25 protein-coding genes and 1 tRNA gene are annotated in these 23,050 nt (G+C 55.5%); 10 read left to right on the top strand and 16 right to left on the bottom strand.

Annotated elements, in window-relative coordinates:
• Both ACH2ED_RS19585 and ACH2ED_RS19580 read right to left on the bottom strand, forming a co-directional pair.
• The gene (locus ACH2ED_RS19585; protein WP_395094402.1) at window positions 1-279 is read right to left on the bottom strand and encodes a hypothetical protein; all 279 of its coding nucleotides are present in this window, start codon (window positions 277-279) and stop codon (window positions 1-3) included.
• Entirely contained in the window at window positions 276-791 is a 516-nt protein-coding gene (locus ACH2ED_RS19580) for a hypothetical protein (protein WP_395094401.1), read from the bottom strand. Before ACH2ED_RS19580 ends, ACH2ED_RS19585 begins: the two co-directional genes overlap by 4 nt.
• Before the next feature lie 83 nt (window positions 792-874).
• On the opposite strand from ACH2ED_RS19580, the gene ACH2ED_RS19575 reads away from it, so the two are divergent.
• From ACH2ED_RS19575 to ACH2ED_RS19545, 7 genes are all read left to right on the top strand, one after another.
• Window positions 875-1,228: a hypothetical protein gene (locus ACH2ED_RS19575; RefSeq protein ID WP_309697476.1), complete on the top strand. Its 354-nt coding sequence runs from the start codon at window positions 875-877 to the stop codon at window positions 1,226-1,228.
• Complete coding sequence (locus tag ACH2ED_RS19570) at window positions 1,225-1,746, top strand: hypothetical protein (protein WP_395094400.1); 522 nt, start codon at window positions 1,225-1,227, stop codon at window positions 1,744-1,746. Before ACH2ED_RS19575 ends, ACH2ED_RS19570 begins: the two co-directional genes overlap by 4 nt.
• A gap of 52 nt (window positions 1,747-1,798) precedes the next feature.
• Complete coding sequence (gene rpsT / locus ACH2ED_RS19565) at window positions 1,799-2,068, top strand: 30S ribosomal protein S20 (RefSeq protein ID WP_309697480.1); 270 nt, start codon at window positions 1,799-1,801, stop codon at window positions 2,066-2,068.
• A 98-nt stretch (window positions 2,069-2,166) separates the two neighbouring features.
• Window positions 2,167-2,628 carry a 30S ribosomal protein S6 gene (gene rpsF, locus ACH2ED_RS19560; protein WP_395094399.1) on the top strand — a complete coding sequence of 154 codons (462 nt, stop codon included), beginning with the start codon at window positions 2,167-2,169 and terminating at the stop codon, window positions 2,626-2,628.
• Between the two features lie 100 nt (window positions 2,629-2,728).
• The gene (locus tag ACH2ED_RS19555; protein WP_395094398.1) at window positions 2,729-3,262 is read left to right on the top strand and encodes a single-stranded DNA-binding protein; all 534 of its coding nucleotides are present in this window, start codon (window positions 2,729-2,731) and stop codon (window positions 3,260-3,262) included.
• Window positions 3,263-3,277: 15 nt separating this feature from the next.
• The gene (gene rpsR / locus ACH2ED_RS19550) at window positions 3,278-3,535 is read left to right on the top strand and encodes a 30S ribosomal protein S18 (protein WP_395094397.1); all 258 of its coding nucleotides are present in this window, start codon (window positions 3,278-3,280) and stop codon (window positions 3,533-3,535) included.
• Window positions 3,536-3,613: 78 nt separating this feature from the next.
• Entirely contained in the window at window positions 3,614-5,089 is a 1,476-nt protein-coding gene (locus ACH2ED_RS19545) for a hypothetical protein (protein WP_395094395.1), read from the top strand.
• A gap of 7 nt (window positions 5,090-5,096) precedes the next feature.
• Here the strand turns inward: ACH2ED_RS19545 and ACH2ED_RS19540 are convergent, their stop codons facing one another.
• From ACH2ED_RS19540 to ACH2ED_RS19530, 3 genes are all read right to left on the bottom strand, one after another.
• Window positions 5,097-6,044 carry a phytanoyl-CoA dioxygenase family protein gene (locus ACH2ED_RS19540; RefSeq protein ID WP_395094394.1) on the bottom strand — a complete coding sequence of 316 codons (948 nt, stop codon included), beginning with the start codon at window positions 6,042-6,044 and terminating at the stop codon, window positions 5,097-5,099.
• Complete coding sequence (locus tag ACH2ED_RS19535; RefSeq protein WP_395094393.1) at window positions 6,041-6,865, bottom strand: phytanoyl-CoA dioxygenase family protein; 825 nt, start codon at window positions 6,863-6,865, stop codon at window positions 6,041-6,043. The genes ACH2ED_RS19540 and ACH2ED_RS19535 overlap by 4 nt, the downstream gene beginning before the upstream one ends.
• Window positions 6,866-6,944: 79 nt before the next feature.
• A complete protein-coding gene (locus ACH2ED_RS19530) occupies window positions 6,945-7,742 on the bottom strand; it encodes a hypothetical protein (RefSeq protein ID WP_395094391.1) in 798 nt (265 codons plus the stop codon).
• 591 nt (window positions 7,743-8,333) lie between these two features.
• Between ACH2ED_RS19530 and ACH2ED_RS19525 the strand changes: the two genes are divergently transcribed.
• Window positions 8,334-9,092: a phytanoyl-CoA dioxygenase family protein gene (locus ACH2ED_RS19525; RefSeq protein ID WP_395094390.1), complete on the top strand. Its 759-nt coding sequence runs from the start codon at window positions 8,334-8,336 to the stop codon at window positions 9,090-9,092.
• Between the two features lie 56 nt (window positions 9,093-9,148).
• A complete protein-coding gene (locus ACH2ED_RS19520) occupies window positions 9,149-9,940 on the top strand; it encodes an ABC transporter ATP-binding protein (protein WP_395094388.1) in 792 nt (263 codons plus the stop codon).
• Between the two features lie 45 nt (window positions 9,941-9,985).
• Here ACH2ED_RS19520 and ACH2ED_RS19515 read toward each other — a convergent pair whose 3' ends face one another.
• The 8 genes from ACH2ED_RS19515 to pyk all read right to left on the bottom strand — a co-directional run bounded on the left by ACH2ED_RS19515 (window position 9,986) and on the right by pyk (window position 19,292).
• Complete coding sequence (locus tag ACH2ED_RS19515; RefSeq protein WP_395094387.1) at window positions 9,986-11,800, bottom strand: energy transducer TonB; 1,815 nt, start codon at window positions 11,798-11,800, stop codon at window positions 9,986-9,988.
• 21 nt (window positions 11,801-11,821) lie between these two features.
• Window positions 11,822-12,277 (bottom strand): ExbD/TolR family protein, encoded by a 456-nt coding sequence (locus tag ACH2ED_RS19510; RefSeq protein WP_395094385.1) that lies wholly within the window; start codon window positions 12,275-12,277, stop codon window positions 11,822-11,824.
• A gap of 14 nt (window positions 12,278-12,291) precedes the next feature.
• Window positions 12,292-12,747 (bottom strand): ExbD/TolR family protein, encoded by a 456-nt coding sequence (locus ACH2ED_RS19505; protein ID WP_395094384.1) that lies wholly within the window; start codon window positions 12,745-12,747, stop codon window positions 12,292-12,294.
• A 34-nt stretch (window positions 12,748-12,781) separates the two neighbouring features.
• The gene (locus ACH2ED_RS19500) at window positions 12,782-13,351 is read right to left on the bottom strand and encodes a MotA/TolQ/ExbB proton channel family protein (RefSeq protein WP_395094383.1); all 570 of its coding nucleotides are present in this window, start codon (window positions 13,349-13,351) and stop codon (window positions 12,782-12,784) included.
• Between the two features lie 180 nt (window positions 13,352-13,531).
• Window positions 13,532-16,192 carry a TonB-dependent receptor domain-containing protein gene (locus tag ACH2ED_RS19495; protein ID WP_395094382.1) on the bottom strand — a complete coding sequence of 887 codons (2,661 nt, stop codon included), beginning with the start codon at window positions 16,190-16,192 and terminating at the stop codon, window positions 13,532-13,534.
• 379 nt (window positions 16,193-16,571) lie between these two features.
• Window positions 16,572-17,219, bottom strand: a complete 648-nt coding sequence (locus ACH2ED_RS19490; protein ID WP_395094381.1) for a sugar transferase — start codon at window positions 17,217-17,219, stop codon at window positions 16,572-16,574.
• Window positions 17,220-17,524: 305 nt separating this feature from the next.
• Window positions 17,525-17,884 (bottom strand): septum formation initiator family protein, encoded by a 360-nt coding sequence (locus ACH2ED_RS19485; protein ID WP_395094380.1) that lies wholly within the window; start codon window positions 17,882-17,884, stop codon window positions 17,525-17,527.
• Entirely contained in the window at window positions 17,868-19,292 is a 1,425-nt protein-coding gene (pyk, locus tag ACH2ED_RS19480) for a pyruvate kinase (protein WP_395094379.1), read from the bottom strand. The genes ACH2ED_RS19485 and pyk overlap by 17 nt, the downstream gene beginning before the upstream one ends.
• Before the next feature lie 87 nt (window positions 19,293-19,379).
• Here pyk and ACH2ED_RS19475 point away from each other — a divergent pair.
• Window positions 19,380-19,451: transfer RNA gene (locus ACH2ED_RS19475), tRNA-Lys, on the top strand.
• Window positions 19,452-19,464: 13 nt separating this feature from the next.
• On the opposite strand, the gene nadB is transcribed toward ACH2ED_RS19475, so the two are convergent.
• Genes nadB through ACH2ED_RS19460 form a run of 3 tightly spaced genes read right to left on the bottom strand, consistent with a single transcriptional unit; the run spans window position 19,465 to window position 22,957 of the window.
• Window positions 19,465-21,090, bottom strand: a complete 1,626-nt coding sequence (gene nadB / locus ACH2ED_RS19470) for an L-aspartate oxidase (protein ID WP_395094378.1) — start codon at window positions 21,088-21,090, stop codon at window positions 19,465-19,467.
• A gap of 4 nt (window positions 21,091-21,094) precedes the next feature.
• The gene (locus ACH2ED_RS19465) at window positions 21,095-21,784 is read right to left on the bottom strand and encodes a hypothetical protein (RefSeq protein ID WP_395094377.1); all 690 of its coding nucleotides are present in this window, start codon (window positions 21,782-21,784) and stop codon (window positions 21,095-21,097) included.
• A 12-nt stretch (window positions 21,785-21,796) separates the two neighbouring features.
• On the bottom strand, window positions 21,797-22,957 hold the full coding sequence (locus ACH2ED_RS19460; protein WP_395094376.1) for a hypothetical protein: 1,161 nt from the start codon (window positions 22,955-22,957) through the stop codon (window positions 21,797-21,799).
• Window positions 22,958-23,050 lie beyond the last annotated feature (93 nt).

The raw sequence follows: 23,050 nt of genomic DNA, 5'->3' as shown, positions 1-23,050 counted from the left end.
CTAGCTCTGCTCCACTTTCACGTGGAAGGAAAGAGTCAGCTTGCCGTTTTCCGCTGTCACCTCGGCACGCTTGACATGGGCAAGTAGTGCGTTGATCTGCGCCGCCTCGGGCGCTTTGGCATCGGCGGGCAGCTCGATCTCTTTGGTGACCCCCTGCTTCAGGCCCTCGCGCAAGGTCTCGTTGATCAGCGCCTGGCGGATCGGGATCACTCCCTCGATTTCCAGGCCCGCCAGCTCTTTTGCACCGCCCGCGAAGATTTTCTCTAGCAGCTCTTTCATAGTGTTTCCTCGGGAACGCGTAGCGAGAAGACGATATCCAGAAAGCCCCGGCGCGTACTGAGCTCTAGTTTATCAATTAAGTGCGCAAAGTTGTGGCCACTTTTCTCTTTGAGCTGTGCGCCAAGGTCAATGCTCAAGATGGTTCCATTTGCCGTGACTCCAGGCATGAGTCCTGCGAGCAGAGGGATCAAAATGCCGACCAGGCCACCGGGCGGCTCAAGCTGAATAGTGGCGATCAGCTTGCCGTTTCGGGCGACTGTTTGCTCAATGGTAAACGGCAGCTCCAGGGTCTTGGGGAGCAGAAACTGGTCAAGGGCAACCACCGCGATCGCCTTATTGTCTTCCAGTAGCGCCACCATGACACCCTTAACAGGCCCACTTTTTTTACTGAGAGCCTCTTTCAACGCCTGGTTGATCAGTGCGCCGGGCACGGGGAGCTTCCCCCGAATCTGGGTGCCAGGTAGGGAGGCGAACCCGGTAGCGAGCTCGCGTTCGAGAATCTTTTGCAACATTAACCGAAAGATTCGTCGTGCTTGACTCTGGTTCCTCCCTATGTTATACTGGTCATTGCGCCAAAATAAGGTGAGGTTTTTTCATGTCTTCAGAAGTGGCTAGTTCAATACAGGAAAAGGTCAATGAGTACAGTGTACTGGTTGCTCCGGTTGAGAACGCCATCCGCGAGCTCCAGCTGAATCGGGGCATGCTACGAGCGCGTGCGGAAGACGAAATCCACGCCCTCTCGCCCGCTCTGGCCGCTATTTCGGAGACTCTTGGGATTTCAGTTTTAGACCTACTTCTCTCAAAAGACCGTGAGGCATTTTTGCGCGAAGCCGTGGCTTGCGCCGCTCTGCCGGTTGAAGTGATTCGGGATCGAATTGTCTCCGCTGCAGGAGCCATTGATGGCGAGCATCTCAAGGCTTTGGGTCTGCCTGAGGCAACAACGGCATGAAACAACGAAGCAACACTCCCGTTTTGATTGCTGTTGTTGCGCTTTCTCTTGGCGCAATGGCAGTCATGAACCGTGCCCAGTATGAGAATCGCCCGCGCACCGAAGCGGAGATTACGGAAGAGCAGGCGCAAAAAACAAAGGACTCGTCCACCACGCCCCCGAGTGACCCCGAGAGAGAAATACCGCTCCAACAGGAGCTGGTCTCGGTTCCCGCAGTTCAGGAATTTGGTAACCTCAAGGCCAAACGCAAAGTGATCGTCGGGTACTCTTGGACACCGGAAGTACAGTCGGATCCAAAAAACGCAAACGACGGACTCCATGCATTCCAGGGAATGCTGGAGAAGATGAGTACGAAGCTAAATGGAAGTGCCCACTTTCGCTTGGTAAATACCGATGTCATCCGTACACAACAACCTGGAGTCTGGCTTGATGGTCGTCTTATTGGTGACCTCGATCTCTCCACACTTAAGTTGGGGGCCAGTCACTTGGCCCAAAATCTCATGAGGGAGCTGAACTAGCCCTCTCAACCAACCCCGTTAGCCTAACTAAAGAACAAGGAATAGAAGCTAAATGCCCAATATCAAATCCGTTATCAAAGATGTCATCCGCTCGCGTCAGCGCCGCGATCGTAATAATGCGGCCAAAAGTCGTATGAAAACCTACGTCAAGAAGGCCACTCTGGCCATTCGTGGCGGGGATACCGAGGAGATTACCAAGGCTCTCTCGGAGACAATCTCTGTCATTGACAAGACAGCCAAGCGCGGTATCATTCACAAGAATGCCGCTGCGCGCCGCAAGTCGCGCCTCATGAAGCGCGCTGCCCTCGCCACAAAGGCGTAGGCACTCTGAGTTTTCAGTGTGGGGTAAAATCCCCCGTACTGAGATCCCTGCCTCTGTAGAACACAGGGGCCGAATTTCACGACCATAGGGAGAAGTAAATGGCAACAGCCTACGAGGCCATCTATATTGTAGATGCCACTCTAGCCGAAGATCAGGTAAAGACAACCGTAGATAAGTATGCGGCAGTCATCGCCAAAACCAACGGCTCAGTAGAAGACACAGATATCTGGGACCCGCGCAAGCTGGCTTATGAGATCAAAGGGTACCGCGAAGGACGCTATATTATAGTGAACTTCCTGGGTGATGGAGCGTGTAAGAACGAGCTGGATCGTATCTTCCGGATTAGCGACGATGTCATTCGACACTTGATCGTCAAGCAGGATCCTAAGGCGGATCGTTTCCCCTCGAAGACCCGCGCCGCAGAGCAGGAGCGCCGAGAGCGTGACGCAGCAGCCCGCGCCGCCGCCGTCTCCCTTGCTCCTCAGCCGGTCACGGATCTCGGAACCCCCTCCAACGATGAGAAAGAGGCAGGCACCGAGGACGAGGCTACTGAGGAGTAGTTCGATCACCGATGCGATAAGAGACGCTCTTAAGGCAAGGTGAAGTGAGTAATGACTAGGTGAAACCGCACGAAGCTCGTGTGGATGAAGGATAAAAGAGATGTTAAACCGCGTTATTTTGATCGGACGCCTCGTGGCGGATCCCGAGCTGAAGTACACCCCCTCGGGCATTGCCGTTGCGCAGTTCCGAATCGCCGTGGATCGGCCCCTCTCCCAGGAAGCTAAACAGCAAGGCCAGGAGAAGCAAGCCGACTTCATTGATATTGTCGCCTGGCGCCAGAGTGCCGAGTTCGCGTCGCAGTACCTCACCAAAGGTAGGTTGGTTGCCGTTGAGGGCCGCCTACAGATTCGTGAGTACGTGACACAGGACGGCCAGCGTCGCAAAGCCGCAGAGATTGTCGCCGATAACCTAAAGGGACTTGATCGTCCCCGTGAGGGAGAAGGCGGGGAGAACTACGGCGGTGGCTACGAGCAGCCCGCTGCCGCTCCGGCGGCTCCCGTAGCACGGGGGGGCGGCTACGAGCGTAGCGCTGCACCCGCAGCACGGCCCGCAGGTGGCGCGCCAGGACGCGGACGGCAGATGCCCGCAAATGATTACGATGACAGCGACCTGAGCGATCCCTTCGCCGAGTAGCTAAAGGAAAGAAAGATGGCAACTATCTCTAAGACGGTTAAGCCCCGTAAGTTTAAGAAAGTTAAGCGTAAAGTCTGCTACTTTACCGTGCAAAAAGTGGATTTCATTGACTACAAGAATGTTCCACTTCTGCGGCGATTCATCAGTGAGCGTGGGAAGATTCTTCCCCGCCGCACGACGGGCACCTGCGCCAAGTACCAGCGACCACTGGCACAGGCGATCAAGCGGGCGCGTGAGATCGCCCTGCTCCCGTTTGTTGCCGATGGGATGTGATTTTTTCATAAACCCGTGACGATACGGTAAAGCCGCATCGGACAGCCTCCAACCATCTGGGTGGAGGTTGTTTGCTTTATGAGGGAGATCGTGCGTTGCTTTGAGGATGTACTAGAGACACTCCAACGTGCCCATGCTCGGGGCGAGAAAACGACACTGCTTATCGGGGCAGGCTGTTCCGTCTCGTCGGGTATTCCTCAAGCTCATGAGCTAGTGGTGCAAATCGAGCAGGAGTACCCCCGCGCCGCTCAGCGTGCCTCCGCTCGAACCTACGAGGCCTATCTGGAAGAGCTCTCACCTGGCGAGCGTCGTGAGCTGCTTGGTCGCTTTGTCAGAGAAGCACGCGTCAACTCAGCGCACCTGGCCATTGCCCACTTAATGAAAATTGGTTTTGTTGACCGTATTCTGACAACCAACTTCGATCCTCTTTTGTCCCGTGCCTGTGCTCTGGCCGGAGAGTTCCCGACAGTGTACAGTGTTCCTCACATGGCGATTTCTGAGCTCAAGGAGCTCCCTGAAAAAGCTATTTTCTACCTACAGGGCCAGGGAGTCTCCCAGAGCCGTCCTGTTCCACGTGTCCTAAGAGCCGTCCTTGAGGAAACCAGTAAAGAGCGTCCCTGGCTCGTCGTGGGCTACAGTGGCACCGACTCCACCCTGTTTCCCCGCCTGGCCACACAAAGAACCTACGAAAGCCGACTCTACTGGATTGGCAACGAGCAAGAGTCTCCTGCTGGAATCGTCACGCGCAAGCTCCTTCGCCCGGGAAAAGAGGCCTACTGGGTTCCTGGCTTCACCGCGGACTCGTTTTTTGTTCAGCTTGTACGCCATCTGGGAGGTTTCTCGACTGACTTTGCGGACCGTCTTTTGGAGCACCCGCAGGCAATTCTTGATACCCTCTCTCCCGCGATACAGCCGGATCAGCTTCTGGATCGCCTCCCACGCATCGGCTACCCGACTCCCAAAGACATTCACCCGAGTTTTGTTGCCGCGCAGCTTCGTGAGGGCGATCAGCTTGTCGAACGCGCTCACTACAAGGCGAGCTGTGAGGCAGATGCTCTCTTTGAGAGTGCCTACGCACGCTATGCAGGTGTCGTGGAGCTTCAGCCACAGCAGAGCGATGCTTATCTCCACTGGGCAATGGCTCTCTCGGAACAAGCAAGGCTTAAGACCGGAGCGGATGCCGAACATCTTCTGAGTCTGGCCTGTGCGAAATACTGCCTAGCGGCGGAGCTCCAGCCCGAGGCTCCTCAGATCGAGTTCCTCTGGGGCATGGCACTCTCGCGGAGAGTGCAACTGACACGCGGTGAGGCCTCCGTAAAACTTCTGGAAGAAAGCTGCGAGCACCTTGTTCATGCCGAGGAGGCTCAGCCGGGAACTGCCTCCTACTTCCTGGCCTGTCTCTGCGGCTCCCGGGGGGATGCGGAGGGGATTCAGCACTGGTTAACGCGAAGTAAGACCGCGGGGACACTTCCCGCGCTGGGGCTTGTCGAGGGGAATCCTGCCTTCCGGAGTGTGGTTGAGCAGCCCTGGTTTTCTCAGCTCTACTGTCTGTGAGCTGCGCCTAGCAGATTCTCCCACGCTTCGCGGCGAGGCCATGCGTAATGGGCTTGCTGCCGTCTGCTCCGTTCATCCAGCGCTCATCAACGGGCTCGTCGGTGCGCTGGTAGCGCGTGTCGGAGCTGAGGCGGATGGTGTTGCCCTGATTGTCGAGGCTTGCGTGCAGGGTTGCCATGGAGAAGATGAGTAGATCGCCCATTTGGTAGTTCGTGGTGAGCCAGCGTCCGCCGAGCTGTTGGCGTAGTACTGGTGGGTCGTGTGAGAAGGCTCCATCCCAGGCTTCGTGGGTCTCGGGGTGCTCCCAGTGGATCTTTCCGGTCTGCACAGCTTCTGCGGCGGGGCCATTTTCACAGTACGAGTCCACGTCCTGGGCAAGATAGCTACCCGTGATATCCTGCCGCTTGTGCGAGCCTTCGAGGATAATGAGCCCACCGACCGAGATCGGAATGTCTCCAAGGGGTGTCCAAGCGGTGAAGAGCTTCGGCGTTCCTCGGCCCATATAGACTTTGTCACAGTGCGGTGCGGTGCCACCGCCCGGGCTCACGGCACGCATCCAGGTGAAGTCGTAGTGGAGCACGGGGCCGCCGAGGAGGCGTGCAAAAATCTCCATCATTGGGCCGTCGTAGAGCACTTTGAGCAGAGGGAGATTGTCCTCAGCCAGCTCCGCCCGAAAGTAGAGGTTTAGGTTACCGTCAGGATTCCGTCTGGGAATGGCCTCCATTGGGTCGGAGCCAGGCTCCAGCAAGCCCGCCGCCTGCAGCCGCTGGACGCACTCCTGACGTGCCTGGGTAACCTCCGCACGGTTCAGAACGCCCCGAAAAAAAAGATAACCATCGTCGGTCATGCGCTGGCGTAGGGCGAGCCCATCGCCAATAACTGCCGTGGAATCGCGAAGCTCTCCGAAGGCATCGTCGGTTATCTCCAGCTCTTTCTGGCGCGAAGTCAGTTTCATGGCAACAGGTCTTTGTGGTAGAGCAGGGGATTTAGCGGGCTGGCGGCCTTGTCACCGGGCTGGCAGCCGGGGAACCAGCGGCTCAGGTCGTTTTCGCGGTTGGCATGATCTGGTTTGGTAATGACCACGTCGTCCTCAAGATAGATTATGGTCATCACCTCACGGGTACGTTCTGAATCGGCGTTGCCAGGCGCACCGTGGAGAGTCCATCCGTTGTGGAACGTGGCATCGCCTGCGGCCATATCACCGGCGTACTCAAGCGGGTAGCCTTTCTCTGCCACCAGCGCGTCGAATCGTGCCTCGGAGTCGTCGGAGATGTTCTCGTGGCCTAAGTAGCCCAGTGCCTGTGAACCCGAGGCAAAGCGCATCGTTCCCATCGCCGCCGATGCATCCACCAGGGGCATCCAGAGCGTGATACACTTGACCCCATCAAGGGGCCAGTACTGCTGGTCCTGGTGCCAGGGCGTCGGCCCGCCGTGGGGCTCTTTGTAGAGCGCCTGATCGTGGTAGAGACGCACACCTGCGACCCCCATCAGCTCCGCCGCGATCTTCGCAAAGCGCCGCGCTGTCACAAACGTCTTCACGTCCTCAGAGATCTCCCAGATATTGGAGTACTGGATAAACGCCTTGCCGTAGGTATCACGCTGCTCAATGGGAGCGTAGCGCTTGGCGAACGCATTGGTCATGGCGGTAATAACCTCACGGTAGGGCATCATTTCATCTGGGGTGGCAACTTGCCGAAGAAGTGCCCAGCCCTGAGCGCGGTAGTGTATGATCTGCTCAGCGGGAAGCAGATAGTCCGACGATAGCTCTGGTAACATGATTCTTTTCTTTACGTCAAAAAATAAACAGCGGCTCCTGTGGGTACAGGAGCCGCTGATGAAGAAACCCAGCCACGGCCTACGGAGCAGGAAGGGGAGTGGGAACGATTACTGCGGGATCTGAAGGGACGAACTGGAAAGTGTTTTCCACGCCACGTACGCGAACCAGACCCGGGGTGTCATCTGCTGTAGCCCCATTAGCAACTGAGCCAATGGTGATGGACAGATCGGAATTGACGGTCGCAACATCGTTAATGCCAGGAAGTATGACCGTATTGACGGTGCCATCCGCATTGGCGATGGGAGTGATATTACTTGCGATGATGGTTCCATCTTCACGGAATGCAGGCTTACTGGAATCTTTCTTTGCCAAGCCCACAGGCTGAGGAATCGGAACGATACGTATTGCCCCGTCCAGTAGGGTCACACTATAGACCGTACGTTGGGGAGCCTGCGTAGGGACGAGATTCTTCAGATAGGTGCCATTAATCGCATCGCGAACCAGAACCAGCATATCTTCTGTAAGGGTGTAGCTACCGTCTTCTGTGCCCCGAAGGGTGACAAGGCGATAACGGCCCTTGCCTAGAGAGACTTGGGTACCGAAGATCAGTGTCTCACTGCTGCTGCAAGTGTCCACTACAATACTGTTGACGACTAGCTCTCGGGTGCTAGGTGCTAGAAGCTCTTTGGCGTCGGGGCAGCTAACACGGGTGCCTTCAATGCCGATCTGTTGCCGACGCCAGATCCCACTGACATTTCGTGCCAGTGAGGGGGGCGGGACTTTGGAGTCTATACTGCCTCCACTGCATCCTGCCGTAGCGACGGAAACAAGACCTAATATGCTCCAGCCAATACGAACTCTTATGGAATGTGCCAAACTATGCCTCCTCAAGATTCGCCATAATATACCACGCATCAGAGGCTAATCCCTCCTTCTTCCTGGAATTTTTCTCGCATAGCTGAGAGGAAGCCCGGTAAGCCATAGTGAACTACTTCCTGTAACTGATCCCTCGGCTAAAGCCGAAGGCTTTGACAGTAACACCAGGCTTGCCTAGTATCCCGTCCATAGGGCAAGTTACATTGCCCCGTGTTCCACCCCGACTCTTCTGTGCGAAGCTACCAAGCTTCGCACAAGCAGAAGGCAGGGCAGAGCCATATCGTCGTATCTTTGGAGAGATTTTTGTATAAACCGAAGCCCGCGTATAGGATGCAGTTCCCCGCGATTGCCTTACCCGACTGCTGCGGGTTGCTGTCTCATCTAAAGGTAAGTTCCTGACTGCGGCATGGTGCGCGGCGCACCTGTGCCGTGTTGTGGGGACGAACCACAAAGCGAAAACTCTACTGACAGAAAGAATACCATAAAAGAAAACAAAATGCAAACAATATTTCAGATCCAATCGCAAAACTTTCCGTGCGGTTCCCAATTCCTCCCCCTGCTGAAGCAGGGGGTCTCCTTGGAGGTTTAATTATGACAATTTCCGAAGCACTGACAGCACTGGGCATCACTGAAAATATCCTGAGTATCGAAGAGAAAAATCAGTTGGATCGTGATGGTTATTTACCTTTGGAGGGAGTTCTTTCCTTGGAGCAACTTGCAGCGATCAATGGCCGTCTGGCAGAGCTACTTGTTGCCGAGGGGGAGAATGCGGGCAAAGAGGTGCACCAAGAGGCGGGCACAAATCGTCTCTCGAATCTGGTGGATAAAAGCCCGCTGTTCCTTCCCTGCTTCACCCACCCTCGGGTTCTTGCGGGTATTGCTCATGTGCTCCAGGGAGACCTACGGCTCTCGTCGCTCAACCACCGTGCAGCGCTTCCTGGGCAGGGGCTTCAGTCGCTCCATGCCGACTGGAGCGGCTCAACCACTCCTGGGGCGTTTTTTGTCTGTAATTCAATCTGGCTTCTGGACGATTTCACAACTGAGAACGGCTCTACCCGGGTTGTGCCCGGCTCTCATAACAGTGGTAAAACCCCGCATGATGAGATGGAAAACACGATCCTACCCCACCCGCGTGAGACCATTCTTATTGCGCCCGCCGGAACTGTCGTGATCTTCAATAGTCACACTTGGCATGGGGGAACTTTAAATTATACGGACAAACCCCGTCGGGCCCTGCACTCCTACTTCACTCGCCGTGACCAGCCGCAACAGACCAACCAGCGTACCTCACTTAGCCCAGAAACAATCGCCGGACTCTCCGAAGCGGCCCGGGTAATTCTGGATATTTAGGCTACCGTAAAGATACGGGGCAACTTCGCCGAAAACAGAGGTGGAGCAACTCGAAAATGACGGTACTGCGTATAGAAAAAGGGGGAGTGCGGCCTGCGGCTGCACTTGAAGTGAGCGGACTCTCCGTGGGCTACAAAAGGGGGATCTTTAAGCCAGAGCGACGGGTTGTCCATGACCTCTCGTTATCACTTCAGTCGGGCGAGGTCGTGGGATTTCTGGGGCCCAATGGGGCGGGCAAATCAACGACAATTAAGGCAATCATGGGCTTTGTTCTCCCCGAAGCGGGAAGTATCAAGATCTTTGGTCTGCCCGCGGGGTCTTCCGAAGCCAAGGCGCACATTGGATACTTACCTGAAGTGGCGCTCTACTATCCCTTTCTGACGCCACTAGAGACGTTGCGCCTCTACGGAAAGCTCCAGGGGCTTGGGGGCAAAGCGCTAGAGCAGGAATCCTATGAGCTACTGAGCCGTGTCGGGCTTGAAGGACGGGAGAAGCAACAGTTGCGGACGTTCTCCAAGGGGATGCAGCAGCGCCTCGGGATTGCCCAGGCACTTCTGGGGAAACCTGCGCTTCTGGTGCTCGATGAGGTTTCCAGTGGCGTGGATCCCATTGGGCGACGGCACCTGCGCGCACTGCTGGGCGAAGTAAGGCAACAGGGCACGACTATCTTTTTTTCTTCTCACGAGCTAGATGAAGTCGCCCAGTTGTGTGACCGCGTGATCTTAATCTACGAGGGCAAGGTGGTGGATGAGCGCGTCATGGACACTCAGCTTCGCTCTGGGATCGGCTCACCATTGGAAACCTATTTTGTAGCGACAATGGAGCAAGCTGCGCAAAAAGCCGCGTAGCCACCAAAAAGAACTCCCCCCGGCGAGTGCTGGGGGGAGTTTTTTTTAGTTGATATTGATCTTATATCGGAAAGTGAGTGTCTGGTTAGACTTCACCCCATCTTTGTAAGCGGGACGCCACTTCCAGCGCCGCATCGTGCTGAGGATAAGCTGATCAATCTCACTGTCGCCGCTTCCCTGGATGAGCTCCTCTTTATGACTGCCATCCACATTCACCGTCACCCGCACCCGTAGATTGGCGTTGAACTGCCGCTTCTTCATGTCCGAGGTCAGCTCAGGGTCGGGATCCGACGTACGTTCCGCATCCTCGTTGCGATTGGTGTCCGCACCAGAGGGTTTTTTATCAACCACATCACCATCTCTCTTGATGATTGGCTTCTTCTCTTCTTTGTTTTCGTTCTTTGCCTCGACTCCGGCATCACCTCCGCCGGAAGCCCGAGCAGATGCACCGCCGCCGCCGCCACCGCCTGCGCGGCCTGCCTGACCTTGTGGGCCGCCGCCACCACCGGTCTTGGTAGCGGTTCCACCCGCTGCTCCTGCGGCATTGCCGTTGCCCGCGGAGATGCCTGAACCGCGCTCACCTTCACTGGCACCACCGACACTGCCCCGACTGGTACTGTCAGTCAGGCGACCCTGTCCGGTCGCAGGGCCTCGGCTTGTGCCTGCGCCAACCCCCGATACCGAAGCGCCACCTACCGACGCGGAGCCTATCTTGCCTCCACCGCCGACACCCGCTCGCCCCGCGGACTCACCGCTGACACCTGCTCGACCACTGACCGCCACCGAAGTCGCCACGGTTCCCTTTGTGCCTTGAATTGTTGCGAGCCCCGCGTTTGCACGGCCCTCGTCTGACATTGCCGATGTCATCACAGCTTTAGAGTCGGAGACCAGTGAGGTATTGCCGATTGCCGGGCCCCGTCGGCCCACATAGGAAGGAGCTGAGATATTTGCTACCGATGCAGCGCCCGAAGCACTCGTGGAGAAGCCACTGCTGCCTCCGCGAACCGCACCACCGCTGGCTCCCGAAACGCCTGAGCTTCGGGAAATATCGGAAGGGCGGTAGGCCGATGCCGACGACGCGTTGTTATTTCCACCCACGAGAATCGCACCTGATTCCGCGCGCTCGTTATTTGCCGCGACGCTGCGCGTGGTACTGCCTGCCAGAGAACCCGCCGCCCGTGTTGGCTGCGCTCGATTTGTCGCAATACCATCACTAACGGATGCACTGACCTCGCTGGTGCGTGCCGCTTCACTGGTCGCTCCCACGCTTCGTGCGGTCGTATTGTTCTGCGCAGTGGCACTGGTACTGAGATTCGCCTGTGACGTGGTCAGATTATTTGTTGCCGTTGTGGGGGTATTCTTAAGCTCCGAGGGACGTCGCTCCGTTGCCGTTGTCTTTACCGTTGGCTTGCGGATCGGCTCCGGTTCACGCGTCGGCTCCGGCTTCACAGCGGTATCTGGCTCAGGAGCAGGAGTTGGCTGAGGCTTCTCAGGGTCTGGCTCGGGCTTTTTCTGATCTACCTCAGGTTTTTGTGGCTTTTTCTCCCGTAGTGGTTTTGAGCGCTTGATCTGAGATTTCGGCCTTTCCCGGCGCTCCGGTCGTGGGGTCGGGGCGGGGGTGGGCTTGGCCTCAGGCTGGATAAGCTCCGGTTTGTCAAAATCAAGACGGAGCGCATTGGCTACGACAGGGCCTGAGGGGTGATCGTTGTCCGGGCGTAGCTGGCTGGTGATATTGATGCCAATCATTGCGGCGACATTGATTCCCAGTGAGGCTAGAAGTGAGGCTAGAAACCGTCGACCAGAGTCATCCTCCGGTATGTTGATAAGTTGGGCGATTACGCCATGGTCAAGATTTGCCATTTTAAAGTACTCCGTTACTGTTTAGCTCTTGTCCCCGAACTTCGGGTCCGTGGCGATGGAGAACTTGCGGAACTTGACGCGGCGTGCTGCGTCAATGCAGTTTCGAACCACCGAATAGTGAGTCTTGCGATCTGCGTTGATAACGACAATCGCATTCTCCGGCTTGAGAGGCTGGTTGTTAGAGTCAAGCCGCCCCTGGAGCTGCTGCATCAAAAAATCAGGAAGGGCAGTCAGATTAGGGACTTTTTCCGTCTTATTGATGAGCATCTCACCGCTTTCTCGTAGGGTAAGTGTGACCGTTGCCTGTGCTTGGATGTCCTGGTTTGTTGACGTCGGTAGCCTTACTTGGGCACCCTTCATGTCAATGACATTAAGGGATGCTAGGATAAAGAAAACCAGCAAGAAGAACATCGTGTCAATCATGGGAATGATCTCAATCTTGGTTTTCTTGATTTCACGTCGCTTGATATACGGCATACATTTTGACCCCTTTAACGAATTGAGAACTTCTCAATTCGTGCTCCTCGCGCATCGTCGACGGCATGGATGACATTCTCGTGGGCAGTATCCGGGTTCGGGGAAATCACAATGACAACCTTCTCCAGATCCTGAATACTTGCTTTTTTGCCAAGCTGTGCATCCACAAGCTTGATCATATCCGAGCTGGCACTTGACCCAAGGGGAACTTTGATGGGTTGCTGGCCCTTGTCTCCATTGAGAGTCTTGTTGCCATCCTTGTCAATCTCCACCTCTAGCTTTACGTCCTCGGCTTGCTTTTTAGGTGGCGCACCAGGAAGTGCTGGAGGTAGATCCAGATTGAGGCCGCGGAGGTCTATGATATTGAGAGAAGCCAGGACAAAGAACACGAGTAGAAAAAACATCGTGTCGATCATGGGAATGATCTCAATCTTGGTTGCCTTGGTTTTCCGCTGACTACCGAAACGCATGACGATCTCCTGAGGAAAGCACAAAGCTCCTCACTTAGCGTGCGAAGGTGCCGCGTGCCTCCAGGGCATTGATCAGCTTCGTCGCCGCCTGCTCAGATTCCGCGATAATCCGGAGGCGCCGCGAGGCAAAGTAATTGTAGGCGATAAACGAGACAATCGCAATGAGAATTCCACCCGCTGTTGCGTAAAGTGCCGTTCCTACACTCGGTAGAATTGCCTGTTTTGTCTTGTCGTCGCTTGCGGAAGCATACTGGACAAAGACCTGGATCATACCGATAATTGTCCCAAATAGCCCCCAGAGCGGGGAAAGCGTTGTGATTGTATCCAGCACAGGAAGATATTTTTCCAGGGCAAGGAAATACTCCTCCGCCGCCTCCTGAACCAGACGCTCTACTTCATGAACCGGTCGCTTGGCATTCGAGAGGATAACTCTGGCAATGGCTGCAACAGGGCCTGGTTGGTCATTGACTGCGCGCAGGGCCTCGTTATCACGACCCGCCTTGACTAGATCAAGAGTCTCCGTCATTAAACTAGAACTTGTGGAGCCAAACTTTCCGAAGGCGATGATTCGCTCAATGATCACCATCAGACCAATAACGGACATCACTACCAGAACGATAGCAATACTTGGTTCACGTCTGAAAAACTCGAACAGTGGATTCTGCCCCATAGTAAAAACTCTCTCCTCGTCGCCTCCCCAAAAAGGGTGACATACAAATAGTACTTGTAATTAGGTTGGCAATTCTTGGGCCAAAGCTCAGGTATGGCCCAAGAAACTGCGGGATTAGAACTTTCCTGACAGGCCAACCACGAAGCGACGGCCTTGTTGGAAACGCGTGCCACCCAGGCTGTTGCCCGCGAGAGCTCCCTGCTGGAAGTTAAGTGGGTTGCGTGAGTTTGTCAGATTCTCAACACCAATCTCCAAAGCGTGAAGATTCGCAATAAGCTTGGACTTCGTTCGGAGACGCAGATCCAACTGGCTGATCGGGCTCCGGCTTCCGCCTACGGTTGATACCGACGATGCCAAGCCACTTCCTTGGTAGTAGGCTAGGGAGAAGAGCGACCCGTTCATCAGCTGGTAGCCCACTCCAAGGTTCATGGTCTGCTGCTGATCCCAGTCCAGAGGAACGGCACCTGTGGCGGCAGTCGCGGAGCGCTTGGCATTGCTACTTGCATAGGCGAGATATCCGCTTAGGCCAAGAGTAACCGGTTCCAGGCTACCAGGACGAGGATCAAGCGAGCGGGGTTTGAACTCATAGAGGGCCTCGATACCGCTTATCTTTGCGTTGCCCGCATTGACCATCATGTACGCCCCCGCCTGCGGTCCTTGGATCATCTGCTGCCACTGGTGGGTATTCTTGATATCTTTGTTGTAGAACGAGAGGCGCATGCTCTGGGCCCTGAGCTGCTGTTCAATGCTCAAATCAAGCTGGTTATTTGTTTGGGCGGCAACGGGTAGTGGAGCTGCACCCGTTTGATTGGTACCAATGGCACCTTGACCAATACCTGGTGCTGTGAATATTTGGTTATAACCCGCACGCAACACTGTCAACTGTCCCTTTGTCAGGCTCTTAAGAATACCATTGGGAAACTGATAGAGAAGATTAATACGGGGCGAGACAGCGCTCTCTGAGCGCTTACTACTGATATCAGGGCGAGTTCCCGTGCCTACCACCCGGATTCTTTGGTTTTGCTCAAAGTTCTCCACACGAGCTCCCACACTCAAGCGAACCCGCTCAATAGGTACGTAGGTGTCCTGCACATAGAACGCACTGGATCCTCCTGTACGACGAATAAATGTCGAAGGGGAGGTATTGTCGCTATTGAACCGGAGGCTATTGGCCAGGTAGGAATTGATATTGAGCGCCGCGTTGAGCGCTGCATTACTCATGGGGACAAACTGGTAGACTTCATTACCACGAAGCGCCTGGGAGAGCAGTCCAAACTTATAGTTATGTTTGCTCCTCTCATTGCCGTAGCTGAAGTCTGCCTGCACTTGCGACTGAGTGAAGTTCAGTCCTGTTGTTGGGTTATACTCAATGGAGTAGTCGGCGGGCAGAGTTGCGGGATTGAACGCCGCCCCTGTGGTGAAGGGAAAACCCAGGACGTTTTTATTCGTTGTGTCCTGACGTGTCTCCGCCCCTCCGATTGAGAAATTTCCCCGTAGCAGAGGCGAGAAAACTCGCGTGAGTTGAACTGCATAAAAGCGATTATCATCTGATTGAGAGACACTGTTACCGAGAATCTCCTGGCTGGCGTTGAAATTTGTGCCGTCCAAGAAATTTACCTGAGGGAATGCTGTCGCAGGTCGGTTACCCCCGAACCCGAATCCCAGGCGGCCAAACTGCGTGCTCAGTCCCTGCCGGTTGGCAACTCCGTTTCGTGAGCCACTGATGCCCAGGAACGCCGAGGCCTCCATCTGTCGGCTTAGTCGGTAGCTAAACTTACCCAGGAGGGAATCTGACTTTCCCGTGTTGTTGGAGAGCTGACGCTGCGGTTGGGGAGATTCGAGGAAGTTGTCACTCTCTCGGCGGGAGTAACTGAGAACGAAGCCCGCATGTGAGTTTGGGTTAGGGACAAGCTTGCCCTCTTTATCTTGGCGCATGGCCCCGAGCTGCCGACTGATCGTAAAGGCCTGAGAGTTCCCACCGTAGTCTTCGGTATTAAATGCATACTCAAACGCAGGCATCAAGGGACTCCCTCCCCGACTAATCGCAGGGCGCAGAGAGGTCTCAAGAACCGTGCTGCCGCCACCCAGGTTCGCTCCTAAGTTACCCGTACGCATCTTAAGCGACTCGATCATCTCCGGGGTCAGGAGCTGGGAGGCACGCCCAGCAAGTAGAGAGGGGAGCTGGAACCCATCAATATAATAGGTGCCCGTGTCCGCCTCACCGCGTGAATGCAAGCGATTAAGGCTGTTGGGAACCATGCCTGGGATGGAGCGAAGCGCCTTGTTCAGGCTCTGCCGATTACCGACCGCGTTCGGGAAAAATTGCAGGTGCTCTCGGTCGCGGAAGGTATACAAACCAGGATCGTCTATATCGAGTCGGATCTGTTTACGGAAGATATCTATGATGGTTTCACCCTGTGACTCCAGCTTGATCTCAACCTCGATGGTCTGGTCATCTATGACGACAACTTTACCTGCAATCAGTTTATAGGCTATTCCATTGACAAGGGCGCGTGCTGTGTACTCACGGGTACCAGCAGTCAGATCACCGGTGGAAACCAGACCGCTCGAGGCCGTATTAAACTGCATGTCCTCAAGATCTGTGGGGCCAGCTTTGATAACAATAATGGCTCCAGGGAGTACGACGCCGGTCTTCGAGTCCACCACTTTGAACTTGACTTGACCATCTGCCCAGGCGACGGCGGTGGGCAAGAGTAGGCTGAGCACAGTAGCGGTAGCGAGAACTCCGCTGCGTGTTTGCAGGCGGTGCAACATGTTGTTATTCTTCCTTTTTATTCTTGACATCAAAAACTCCCTTAGCACAAAAAACATCCCGGTAATTGTACGTGCGGACCTAGTGGCTGTCAAGCGAGCCAATTACATAGTTCCCCAAAACGGCTCATCTTCCTGCTTTTACACGGAAAATTTTAGAGATCAGGGCAGATAGTACATCCCTAAGTGCTTAATATTCTTGACTTACCCTTCCTACCATAGTGTCACTTTTTTGCTACTCAGGAAGGCTGATGCTCTCGGAGCCGGGAGTAAACCGGACAGTGTTGGGGGATGTGTCGCGATCTGCTGGCGCTCAAACCAAACAAGCTAGGCGTCAGCGCCCAGCTTGTTTCACCAATCATGGAAAGTGCGAGGAGAGAGTCTAATAAGCACCCTTGGCAAAGAGAACCGCAGGAATCGCACGTAGGAGAATCGAGAGATCCGTGCGAAGAGAGCGCATTTGAATATACTTCATGTCTAGCTCCAACCAACGCTCAAAGCTTAGGCCAGATCGCCCGGTCACTTCGCGAAAACAAAGCAAGCCAGGTGTGACACTCAAGCGCTCTTTGGGATAGTTGGGATAAGCATCAATCTCACTTTGCAGGTGAGGACGCGGCCCTACCAGGGTCATATCGCCTTTCAATACGCTCCATATTTGTGGGAGCTCATCTAGCGATGACTTGCGAAGCACACGGCCAACGGAGGTGATACGGGGGTCGTTCTTCATTTTGAAGATCGGCCCCGAGGCTTCATTCTGGATCGAGAGCTGGGTCTTGAGCGCATCGGCGTTAGTCACCATGCTACGGAACTTGTAGAATGTGAAGAGCCGCCCATTCATTCCTACTCGTTTTTGGCGGTAGATAATCGGCCCACGGTCGGTTAACCAGATGGATAGAACAATAACCAAGAAGATAGGTGCGAGAACTAAGAGAGCAATAAAAGAAAAAACGATGTCCATGCTCCGCTTAATCACGACGTAGCTACTGGAGGGTGTCGCGTTTGCAGGCGAGGAGATCAGCTCTACAGACACAGATTAACTTCCTTTCTGGTGAATCGCATACGGGTACATTCCCCGGAGCTTGCTCCGTGACCGCTTGGAATAGGTGGGCATCTCTCAGGATGCCCACTTCTTCTGTGGCTTCGGCTCTCAGGCCGAAGCCTTCGGGCAAATACCCCGGAGCTTGCTCCGGTCGGATGGTTATTTGAGATGGCATAGGCGCTCAGAAAATCTGGTGCTAGAAAAGTACAGTCCTAGCTTCCTTACTATTATCCCCAATTTTTAAAATTATTCAAACTTCATTTTGGTTGTCTGTGAAGTCTTCCTCAGCGTCGCGACTATTTATTTTGCGTGCTAGGGGTTGGTTCCAGGTAAACTTGCTCGCCGGGATGGTGGTAACCACGGGAGCGGGCAAGAGCTTCGATTCCTTCTGGCGACTTCAAATAGGATCGGCGCTTTGACAGGCTAACGTTTTCTGCATGAAGACCTTGGAGGCGTGCCTCTAGGATCCGTACTTCATGATTGGTTTGTACACCTAGGGACCAGGGAAGCGAAAGCCAGCGTACATAGAGGAAAAGCCCGAGACTAACACCCAGACTGATTCCCAGAAGACGCCAGATCGCATCCCAACGGCGGCGCTGTGTTCGTGTCCGGGGGGGGGAGACTGTCTTGTGGGGAGGTTTAGAGTGGTTCGCCAAGGTAGTGTACCTTTATGAGATTCGTGCTGCCCGGCTTGCCCAGAGGCGTTCCGGAGGTAAGGACGAACAAGTCGCCTGGTTGGAGATAGCCGCTCTGAGCCGCGACCGCGGTACTCTCACTCAGAAGAGAGTCCACGCTGGTGGGGGCAGGCATCAGTAAAGACTGGATACCCCAGCAAAGAGCAAGGCGACGGCAGGTCTCCTCCGAGGGTGTGACGGCTAGTATCTGAGAGCGCGGACGGAACTTTGCCACGGCACGAGCCGTTCCCCCTGTCTCCGTGGCACAGAGAATGGCCTTGGCTTGCTGGTCATGCGCAATCGTGACTGCGGCTTCGGCGACTGCATCGGTCAGGCTGTCACGCCCAAAGAGGGCTGTTTTTTCTCGAAGAAGCTGGTCGTAGTCGAGCTGTTCCTCCGTACGACGTGCAATCCGGCTCATGGTCTCGACAGCCTGGAGGGGGTAGGCACCCACGGCTGTCTCCCCGGAGAGCATCAGAGCATCCGTACCATCGAGGATCGCGTTCGCAATGTCCGTTACTTCGGCGCGGGTCGGGCGTGGGTTGCGGATCATGGAATCCAGCATCTGGGTGGCGGTGATCACGGGCTTGCCCAGCACATTGCAGGCTCGGATCAGGCGCTTTTGAATCATTGCCATCTCCTCCACTGGCATCTCGATCCCCAGATCACCCCGCGCCACCATTGCACCATCGGCCACGGCGAGAATGGAATCCAGATTCTCGACCGCCTCCGCCTTTTCGATCTTGACCAGGATCGGTACCACGCGGCCCTCTCGCTCCATTAACGAGCGAAGGCGGTGCACATCATCGGCATGGCGCACGAAGGAGAGCGCCACATAGTCCACCCCCAGCGCAAGTCCGAAGCGCAGGTCCGCTTCATCTTTGTCGGTGACTGCCTCAATCGGGAGAGCCACTCCTGGCAAATTGACGCCCTTGCCTGAGGTTAGGACGCCGCCCGTAATGATGACGCACTCCACTTCTTCAGGCTTGACTTGTTCCACCTGGAGCTCCAGTAGCCCATCATCGAGCAGTAGCCGCATCCCTGGGGCTGCAACCGCAAAAAATTCAGGGAGAGGCAAAGGAATGCGCTCCGCTGTGCCCAGAATGCTTGCCAGAGTCAGAACTACCCGTGCGCCTTCATCTAAGACGACGCCCTCCGTCATGGTGCCGACCCGTAGTTTGGGGCCACAGAGGTCCTGAAGTGCTGCCACACTCTTGCCCACTTTCGCCGCCGCCGACCGGAGGCGGGCAAAACGCTCCGCGTGCTGAGTATGGGTTCCATGCGAAAAATTAAAGCGGGCGACATCCATTCCGGCGCGGATGAGTTTCTCCAACGTCTCGGGAGCATCGACCGCAGGGCCGAGAGTACAAATGATCTTGGTGCGTGGCATCTAAGCAGGCATTATACACCTTGAAAAACAAAATTAGTTTAAGGGGTGGACGGGTTTACTTTCGCGTGATAGAATTCCCGTGCTTCCGGGTCGGTAGCTCAGTGGTAGAGCAGTGCCCTTTTAAGGCATTGGTCGTGGGTTCGAATCCCACCCGACCCATAATTTCTTCGTCTCAGTTTTCCTCAAGCACGGTGAAATCCGTGCGTTTGCGCTTGATAAGTACGGTATCTACTTTTTCCCCTTCGTTTGTCTCAGGGTAGTTTGTTGTCGCGTGCAGGCCGCGTGACTCTTTGCGGTGCTGGGCGGATCGAATGATTAGCTGTGCGGTGAGCGCCAGATTGCGAAGCTCCAGCAGATCTTCCGTGGGTCGGCAAGTGGCGTAGAGCCGCTCCACTTCGTCCATGATCACCATCAGAGCCGTCTCCGCTTGCTTCAGGCGCTCATCGCTACGGACAATCCCGACGAACTTGGTCATGGCGGTCTGGATGCGCTGCTTGAGGGCCTCTGTGTCGGCGACACGGACCCGGCCTCGGTAGGGGCGAAACGGGGGGACATGCTCCAGCAGCGGCGGAGTCTCATCTATGTTTGTCAGGAAGAGATGGGCGGCTCGGTGAGAGAAAACAAGCCCCTCTAAAAGCGAGTTGGAGGCAAGGCGATTTGCGCCGTGGACGCCCGTGCAGGTGACTTCCCCGCTGGCAAAGAGGCGCGGTAGGCTGGTGCGCCCGTGGAGATCCGTAATCACGCCGCCGCACATGTAGTGAGCAGCGGGCACGACGGGAATCGGCTCGTGGGCCATGTCAATTCCGTAGCTCAGGCATCGCGCATAGATATTAGGAAATCTGTGCTGAATCTCTTGAGAGTCTATGTGTGTGATGTCCAAAAACATACACGGCTCGTTTTGCTTCTTGCACTCGGCATCAATGGCCCGTGCGACAATATCCCGTGGTGCCAGGTTACTTCGCTCGTCGTAGTCTAGCATAAACGCGCGTCCGGACTTATCGCGCAGGATTCCGCCCTCGCCACGGACGGCCTCAGAGATCAAAAAACTACGCGCCGCCGGGTGAAAGAGTGTTGTAGGGTGAAACTGGATAAACTCCATATTGGCCACTTTCGCGCCCGCACGAAATGCCATAGCAACCCCATCGCCGGTGGCAATTGCTGGGTTGGTGGTGTGCGTATAGACAGCACCGCAGCCGCCTGTCGCCAGAAACACCGCGCGCCTCGCCAGAAATGTTGCGATCTCACCATCGAGCGTGTCTAGAACATAGACCCCGCAGATCCGCTCGTCGTCGTCCTTGGATTTTGCTAGATCAATGGCAAGATGGTGCTCGTAGACTACAATGGAGGGGTGGGAGTGAATACTCTCCACCAGCGCCCGCTCGATCTCTCGGCCCGTTAGATCGTTGTTAAACAGAATCCGCCGCCGGGAGTGGCCGCCTTCCTGTGTGAGTGCTAAGTCGCCGTCTTTTTCCTTATTGAAGTTTGTCCCGAGCGCGATCAGCTCCCGAATACGCTCAGGTCCCTCGGTTACCAGCGCCTGGACCGCGTCCTCGTGGCACAGGCCCGCGCCCGCGATAAGTGTGTCCTGGATGTGCAGATCGAAAGAATCATCGGGTGCCATCACTCCTGCGATCCCTCCCTGAGCCCAGTTGGTGTTGGAGTCTGAGCGGTCTTTCTTGGTAACCAGGGCCACAGTGCCCACTGCTGCTACTTTGAGCGCAAAGGTCAGCCCCGCAATCCCCGAGCCCATCACCACAAAGTCGAAAAGCATGGCTTCCGGTCCCTGAATTTCAGTCATCGTGCTAGTAGTTTACCCGCTGAGGCCAGCGGAAGAGTTTCAAAAATCGTGTTAAAAGAGTGTCCTGACGGATTTGTTGTAAAACCTGATGCCTGGCGATAGGGAAGGCGCTCTGTGCACGTTGCTGTGGGAGAACACGCGCGGGGCGACTGGGGTAGCTTGCAGGAACAAGGCGGGTGGCGTTTAGCTCAGGCAGAGCAGTGACAATCGGGGGAGTGGTCAGGGTGGCGGCCAGTGGCCAGGACTGAATCACCGGAAAACCACGTGGCTGTGGGGCATTGCAAAATGCGCGGTAGTCATCTTCGTAGAGTGCAAAACTCTCGTCAAGCAGAGAGAGGCCAATCCCCTGATCCGGAAAGGTTCGCAGGACAACCAGCCCAACAACAATCTGGACAGCGCGCTGTGGTTTGACTGGGAAGAACTCCTCGGTCGCGAGGGTGCGTGTTTGGTAGAGAGTGGCGATGCGGCAGGTTTCCCCCGACTCAGTTCGGTAGGTGAGATAGCAGGAGTGAGCGGTGTCGTCGTCGCCGTCTAGTGGCAGAGAAGCCAGAACCTGACTACAGCCCTGGTCACTCAGAAAATCTGGCGCGATGAGTGTTCGGTAGTCCACCCGACCTAGCTCATGATTTGCTACCAGAAAGGGCCACGCAGGGACAATAGTCGCCTGAGGAGGAAGGGGTGTCTTGGAGGTCACGGCCACGCTACCTTAGAGCTTACCGCGTTTTAGGACAGAGTGGGGCTCTTCTTTTTCAAATGAGTCGCGCAGGGCACTACAGAACTGCACGAGATACCGAAACGCACTCTCTGTATCGGTGACATTCTGGTAGCGCTCCCGTAGCGTGCGAGCGGTATCGATGCGGCGCTGCTCCTCCGTGCGGGCTAGCCACTGGCCCAGCTCGCGGAGGACGGGAACGCGGACTGCCCCCAGGCGCTGTACAAAAGTGAGATGCGGTGTCTCAAGATGCGCTAGTTTATTAGTTAGCGCCTCTTTATCTTTGTCTAATAGAGCGAGTCTTTGGGTGAGCACATCAGGAATGCAGCAAGCGATGGGAATCTCGACATTGTAGGGAGTGGGGGAGATCAAACTCTCCGGGGTGTGGCGCTTGCGCGTGTGAATTAAGATGCGGCGGTTCCCATCTCCATCGTCTACTGTTTCTGATTCCATCTTCGCAAAGCCCTCGCCCAGAGCACTCACAGGGATCAGGCGTACGGTCGCGTTGGGGGAGAGAAGTGAGAGAAGAGCCTGAACTGCTGGAATTTCATTGAGGAAGTTGCGGAAGTGCTCTAGGGTAAGGTGCGGGGCGAGCTGACTGATGGCATCCCACTTACTGATCACAAAATGAATGGAGAGAGGACGGTGCGCGGACTTGCGAAGTGTGGCGGCCGTTCGTACCAGAATCGGAGCGAGCTCCTGTCCAATCCACTCTCGCGCCTCTTCATCGGCACTCATCGCCAGGAGTAAACGAACTCCGTCGAGAAGGCCAAGCAGGACATCTGCCTCCTCGACAGCTTGTTCAAAGTCTTCGTCGTGGAAGCTCTCGCCGCTCAGCAAACCTCCTGCGTAGTCTAGGTACTCGAAGTTACAGGCTTTGTAGGCTTGCTGGTCTATCTGAACATGGCAGGCAAAACGGTAGTTGGCTTTGCTGCCGAGTGCGGTGCCAGGGGGAAAGTCATTCTGCGAGACCAGATGGGTGTAGATCCGGTCCAGCTTGTTGCGTGAGGCTGTGTCAGGGTAGCTGTCGGCGGTCACGGGTTCCAGGTGAAATCCCGGATCCAGAGGCAACTGGAGCTTTTGCCACATTGCGGACAAAAAGAGTGTCTTACCGGACTGGGTGGGGCCCAGCATGATCACACGAATAGGTTCCATAATTAAACGACCGAGGGGACTGTCTGCTTTAGCTGACAGGGGAATCGGCAACCGCACGGCACAGGTGCGCTGCGCACCATGCCGCATAGAAAA

It is taken from the genome of Armatimonas sp., from assembly GCF_043757465.1.
In the GTDB taxonomy this organism is placed as follows: Bacteria; Armatimonadota; Armatimonadia; order Armatimonadales; family Armatimonadaceae; genus Armatimonas.
This window is presented reverse-complemented; position numbering and strand designations above follow the sequence as displayed.

What these genes read in the sequence shown, in the direction of transcription:
- ACH2ED_RS19495 (WP_395094382.1), bottom strand. Translation starts at nt 16,192, where the DNA reads ATGTTGCACCGCCTGCAAACACGCAGCGGAGTTCTCGCTACCGCTACT.
- ACH2ED_RS19570 (WP_395094400.1), top strand. Translation starts at nt 1,225, where the DNA reads ATGAAACAACGAAGCAACACTCCCGTTTTGATTGCTGTTGTTGCGCTT.
- ACH2ED_RS19580 (WP_395094401.1), bottom strand. Translation starts at nt 791, where the DNA reads ATGTTGCAAAAGATTCTCGAACGCGAGCTCGCTACCGGGTTCGCCTCC.
- ACH2ED_RS19535 (WP_395094393.1), bottom strand. Translation starts at nt 6,865, where the DNA reads ATGTTACCAGAGCTATCGTCGGACTATCTGCTTCCCGCTGAGCAGATC.
- nadB (WP_395094378.1), bottom strand. Translation starts at nt 21,090, where the DNA reads ATGACTGAAATTCAGGGACCGGAAGCCATGCTTTTCGACTTTGTGGTG.
- ACH2ED_RS19510 (WP_395094385.1), bottom strand. Translation starts at nt 12,277, where the DNA reads ATGCCGTATATCAAGCGACGTGAAATCAAGAAAACCAAGATTGAGATC.
- rpsR (WP_395094397.1), top strand. Translation starts at nt 3,278, where the DNA reads ATGGCAACTATCTCTAAGACGGTTAAGCCCCGTAAGTTTAAGAAAGTT.
- ACH2ED_RS19460 (WP_395094376.1), bottom strand. Translation starts at nt 22,957, where the DNA reads ATGGAACCTATTCGTGTGATCATGCTGGGCCCCACCCAGTCCGGTAAG.
- rpsF (WP_395094399.1), top strand. Translation starts at nt 2,167, where the DNA reads ATGGCAACAGCCTACGAGGCCATCTATATTGTAGATGCCACTCTAGCC.
- ACH2ED_RS19525 (WP_395094390.1), top strand. Translation starts at nt 8,334, where the DNA reads ATGACAATTTCCGAAGCACTGACAGCACTGGGCATCACTGAAAATATC.
- ACH2ED_RS19545 (WP_395094395.1), top strand. Translation starts at nt 3,614, where the DNA reads ATGAGGGAGATCGTGCGTTGCTTTGAGGATGTACTAGAGACACTCCAA.
- ACH2ED_RS19515 (WP_395094387.1), bottom strand. Translation starts at nt 11,800, where the DNA reads ATGGCAAATCTTGACCATGGCGTAATCGCCCAACTTATCAACATACCG.
- pyk (WP_395094379.1), bottom strand. Translation starts at nt 19,292, where the DNA reads ATGCCACGCACCAAGATCATTTGTACTCTCGGCCCTGCGGTCGATGCT.
- rpsT (WP_309697480.1), top strand. Translation starts at nt 1,799, where the DNA reads ATGCCCAATATCAAATCCGTTATCAAAGATGTCATCCGCTCGCGTCAG.
- ACH2ED_RS19520 (WP_395094388.1), top strand. Translation starts at nt 9,149, where the DNA reads ATGACGGTACTGCGTATAGAAAAAGGGGGAGTGCGGCCTGCGGCTGCA.
- ACH2ED_RS19585 (WP_395094402.1), bottom strand. Translation starts at nt 279, where the DNA reads ATGAAAGAGCTGCTAGAGAAAATCTTCGCGGGCGGTGCAAAAGAGCTG.
- ACH2ED_RS19540 (WP_395094394.1), bottom strand. Translation starts at nt 6,044, where the DNA reads ATGAAACTGACTTCGCGCCAGAAAGAGCTGGAGATAACCGACGATGCC.
- ACH2ED_RS19500 (WP_395094383.1), bottom strand. Translation starts at nt 13,351, where the DNA reads ATGTCCGTTATTGGTCTGATGGTGATCATTGAGCGAATCATCGCCTTC.
- ACH2ED_RS19555 (WP_395094398.1), top strand. Translation starts at nt 2,729, where the DNA reads ATGTTAAACCGCGTTATTTTGATCGGACGCCTCGTGGCGGATCCCGAG.
- ACH2ED_RS19575 (WP_309697476.1), top strand. Translation starts at nt 875, where the DNA reads ATGTCTTCAGAAGTGGCTAGTTCAATACAGGAAAAGGTCAATGAGTAC.
- ACH2ED_RS19505 (WP_395094384.1), bottom strand. Translation starts at nt 12,747, where the DNA reads ATGCGTTTCGGTAGTCAGCGGAAAACCAAGGCAACCAAGATTGAGATC.